5 protein-coding genes are annotated in these 3,724 nt (G+C 64.9%); all 5 read left to right on the plus strand.

Annotation, left to right across the window (positions count from 1 at the left end):
* Positions 1 to 847 (plus strand): cobyrinate a,c-diamide synthase (locus EOL86_12775; GenBank protein ID NCD26448.1); only part of this gene is annotated, 847 nt, incomplete at its 5' end.
* The gene (locus EOL86_12780; GenBank protein NCD26449.1) at positions 844 to 1,920 is read left to right on the plus strand and encodes a cobalt-precorrin-5B (C(1))-methyltransferase; all 1,077 of its coding nucleotides are present in this window, start codon (positions 844 to 846) and stop codon (positions 1,918 to 1,920) included. The genes EOL86_12775 and EOL86_12780, both read left to right, overlap by 4 nt.
* Entirely contained in the window at positions 1,917 to 3,122 is a 1,206-nt protein-coding gene (gene cbiE, locus EOL86_12785) for a precorrin-6y C5,15-methyltransferase (decarboxylating) subunit CbiE (GenBank protein NCD26450.1), read from the plus strand. The genes EOL86_12780 and cbiE overlap by 4 nt, the downstream gene beginning before the upstream one ends.
* Positions 3,123 to 3,183: 61 nt before the next feature.
* On the plus strand, positions 3,184 to 3,480 hold the full coding sequence (locus tag EOL86_12790) for a type II toxin-antitoxin system RelE/ParE family toxin (protein ID NCD26451.1): 297 nt from the start codon (positions 3,184 to 3,186) through the stop codon (positions 3,478 to 3,480).
* A 3-nt stretch (positions 3,481 to 3,483) separates the two neighbouring features.
* On the plus strand, positions 3,484 to 3,724 hold a 241-nt coding region (locus tag EOL86_12795), incomplete at its 3' end, for a putative addiction module antidote protein (GenBank protein ID NCD26452.1).

Consider the following 3,724-nt stretch of genomic DNA (forward strand, 5'->3'; position numbering starts at 1 on the left):
CGGGGTCAAGGTGCTGGGCGGTCTGCCCCGGATGCCGCACCAGGAGCTGCCGTCCCGGCATCTGGGTCTGGTCACGGCCGAGGATCTGGACCACCGCGAAGAACGCCTGAACGCCTTGGCCGACTGGGTCGAACAAGCCCTGGACCTGGACGAGCTGTACGCCTCCCTGCCCGACTGCGTTCTGCCGTCCCACAACGACGGCGTGGGCACGATTCCGGAGATCCGCATCGGCTACGCCAGGGACCGGGCCTTCTGTTTCTATTACGAGGAAAATCTGCGTCTGCTGCGCCAAGCCGGAGCCGAGCTGGTGCCCTTCTCTCCCTTGGAAGACGGCAACCTGCCTCCGGCCCTGCACGGCCTGTATCTGGGCGGCGGCTATCCGGAACTGCACGCCAGGGAACTGGCCGCCAACGAGACCATGCGGACCAAAATCCGGGACTTCTGCGCCAGCGGCAAGCCGGTCTACGCCGAATGCGGCGGATTCATGTACCTGATGCGCTCCCTCGCCACGCGTAGCGGCCAGGAATTTCCCATGGCCGGCGTCTTCGACTTCGCCTGCGCCATGGAAAACAGGCATCAGGCCCTGGGCTACCGCGAGGTGGAGCTAACCGCGTCCTGTCCCCTGGGCGAGGCCGGCCTCACCGGACGGGGACATGAATTCCATTATTCGCGCCGAGTGGGTAACGACGTCGCGGCCACCCCGGCATACCGGATCTCCGACCGCACCGGCCGGGCCGTCGAGACTGGCGGCTTTCTCAAGGGCAACTGCCTGGGCTCCTACGTGCACCTGCATTTCGGCTCCAACACGGACTTGGCCGAGCGCTTCGTGACCGCCTGCGCCCCATGACCCTGCGTCACGGCTTCACCACGGGCACGGCGGCGGCAGCGGCGGCCAAGGCCGCCTGTCTGAGCCTGCTGGGCCGGCCCGTTCCGGAATGCATCGACGTGCCCCTGCCCGTGGGCGAGCGCCTGACAATTCCCATCCACGAAATCAGGCCTGACGGCGGCGGCGTCCTGGCCGCCGTGGTCAAGGACGGGGGCGACGATCCGGACGCGACCCACAAGGCCGTGATCCGGGCCTGGGTGGGCCAAAGGGCGGATAAAAATGGCATCGAGCTGCGCGGAGGCTCCGGGGTGGGCCGCGTGACCAAGCCTGGTCTGCCCGTGGCCGTGGGCGAAGCGGCCATCAATCCCGCGCCCCGCGCCCAGATCCTGCAAGCCGTGGCCGAGGCCCTGGACGGACGGGAACTGGATTTGACCGTGGAAATCCGGGTCGATGACGGCGAACGCCTGGCCCAAAAAACCTTCAATCCGCGCCTGGGCATTGTCGGCGGCATTTCCATTCTGGGCACGCGGGGCACGGTCAAGCCCTTCAGCCATGCCGCCTACCAGGCCACCATCAGCCAAAGCCTGGATGTCATGCGGGCCACCGGCCTGGACTGCCCCTGTCTGACCACGGGCGGACGCAGCGAGCGCTTCCTGCGCCAGCTCCATCCCCGAATCTCCGAGACTGCGTGCGTACAGGTTGCCGATTTTTTCGCATTTTCCATGCGAGAGGTCGGGCGGCGCGGGTTTTCGCGTATGCTTTGGGCCGTGTTTTTCGGCAAGCTGGTCAAACAAGCCCAGGGCCGGCCCTCGACCCACGCCCACAAAACCCGCGTGGACCTGGCCGAGCTGGCGGACTGGTGCGCGGCTTGCGGTCTGGACGCGGCGCTGTGCGCACGGGTGGCCAAGGCCAATACTGCCCTGCACGCCCTGGAGGAAATTTCCGGGCATCCGCGTCAGACGGAGCTCTTCGCCCACATCGTGAACCGGGCCACCCAGTTTGCCCGGCACTTCGCCGGGGTGTCCCTGCGGGTCGATTATGTGCTCTTTGACTTTTCCGGCCGCCCGCTCTTTGCCACGGAGGACGCGGCATGATCGACGTCATCGGCCTGGGCCTGGGCCGCGCGCAGCTTACCCCGGACATCCAGGAGCTGATCCACGCGGCCGAACTGGTCGGCGGCGGCCGGCGGCAGCTGGACGCCCTGAACATCGAGCCCCACCGCCGTCTGCCCCTGACCACCGTGGAGGCATTCGCGGCCGTCCTGCGGGACCGGGCTGACCGCCCGGTCTGCGTGGTGGCCGACGGCGATCCGCTGCTCTTTGGCATCGGCGCGACCCTGCTCCACTACTTCGACCGCCAGGAACTGCGCTTTCACCCCCATGTCTCGGCCCTGCAAACCGCCGCCGCGCGCTTCGGCCTGCCCTGGCACGACTGCGTCGTCATCAGCCTGCACGGCCGGAACGATCCCTCCCCTCTGTTCACGGCCCTGACTCACGCCCGCCTCGTGGCCGTGTACACCGACGCCGCGCACGGTCCGGACGCCCTGGCCCAGGCCATGCTCGAACGCGGCGTGGAAGGTTGGCGCATGCACGTGGCCGAGACCCTGGCAACCCCCGAGGAACGGCTCTTTTCCGGCACCCTGGAAGACGCCGGCACCCGGATCTGGAACCCGCTGAATCTTGTTCTGCTAGAGCGCATCGCCGACCCGCCTCTGGCCCTGACCCTGGGACTGCGCGAGACCGATCTGGCCCGCCAGCAGGACCTCATCACCAAACAACCGACGCGGGCCCTGGTTCTGTCCTGCCTGCGCCTCACGCCAGGTGCCGTGCTCTGGGATCTGGGCGCGGGCAGCGGCGCCATCAGCCTGGAGGCCGCGAGCCTGCTCCGCCATGGACGGATCACGGCCGTGGAGCGCCTGGCCGGACGTCTGGCCGACATTCGGGAAAATATCCGACGCACCGGCGCCTGGATGGTGGAACCGGTGGGCGCGAACATCGAGGCATTTCTGGAACATCAGTACGCGGCCGCGTCGGTCACGCGGCCAACCCATATTTTTCTGGGCGGCGGCGTCAGCGGCCGAACCCTGCGACTGTGCCAGGAACTGCTGTCCCCCGGCGGACGCCTGGTGGTCTCGGCCGTGCTCCTGACCACTCTGGAAACAACCCGCCACGCCCTGGCCGACTGGCCCCTGACCATCCACCACCTCCAGCACAGCCAGTCCCAAGTCCTGGGCGGGGATCTGCGACTTGTGCCGGGTAATCCGGTGTTTGTGGTGGAGGCGCGAAAACCGGAGTGAACGACTGTACAAACTGTGAACCATAGTTGACACAAGCCTTCCCAAAAACTACCTTCTAGGCATGATCGAAGTCCGAAAAACAATACTCTTCGAGAAATGGTTCGAGTCTCTCAAGGACCGCCGGGCCAAAGCCCGCATTCAAGTCAGGATAGACCGGCTTGAACAGGGCCATTTTGGTGACGTGGCGTCAGTTGGCGACGGGGTCAATGAGTTGCGAATTTTTCATGGTCCGGGCTACAGAATTTACTTTGTTCAAATCGGAGCTGTCGTCGTTATTCTTCTCTCGGGCGGCGATAAGAGTTCTCAACAAACCGACATCGCCAAGGCCAAGGAAATTGCCAAGCAATTGGAGGTATAAATCATGGCCATGAAGACAACTCGTTGGGATTCGGCGGAGTACCTCAAAACCGACGAGGATATTCAACTCTACCTGGAGGCATGTATCGAGGAAGCTGGCGACGATCCTGCTTTTATCGTTCATGCGTTAGGGGTCATTGCGCGCGCCAAGAACATGAGCCAACTGGCGCGAGACACCGGATTGACTCGGGAAGGCTTATACAAGGCCCTTTCTCCGGAAGGAAATCCTACATTTATTACCGTGG

It is taken from the genome of Deltaproteobacteria bacterium, from assembly GCA_009930495.1.
Lineage (GTDB): Bacteria > Desulfobacterota > Desulfovibrionia > Desulfovibrionales > Desulfomicrobiaceae > Desulfomicrobium.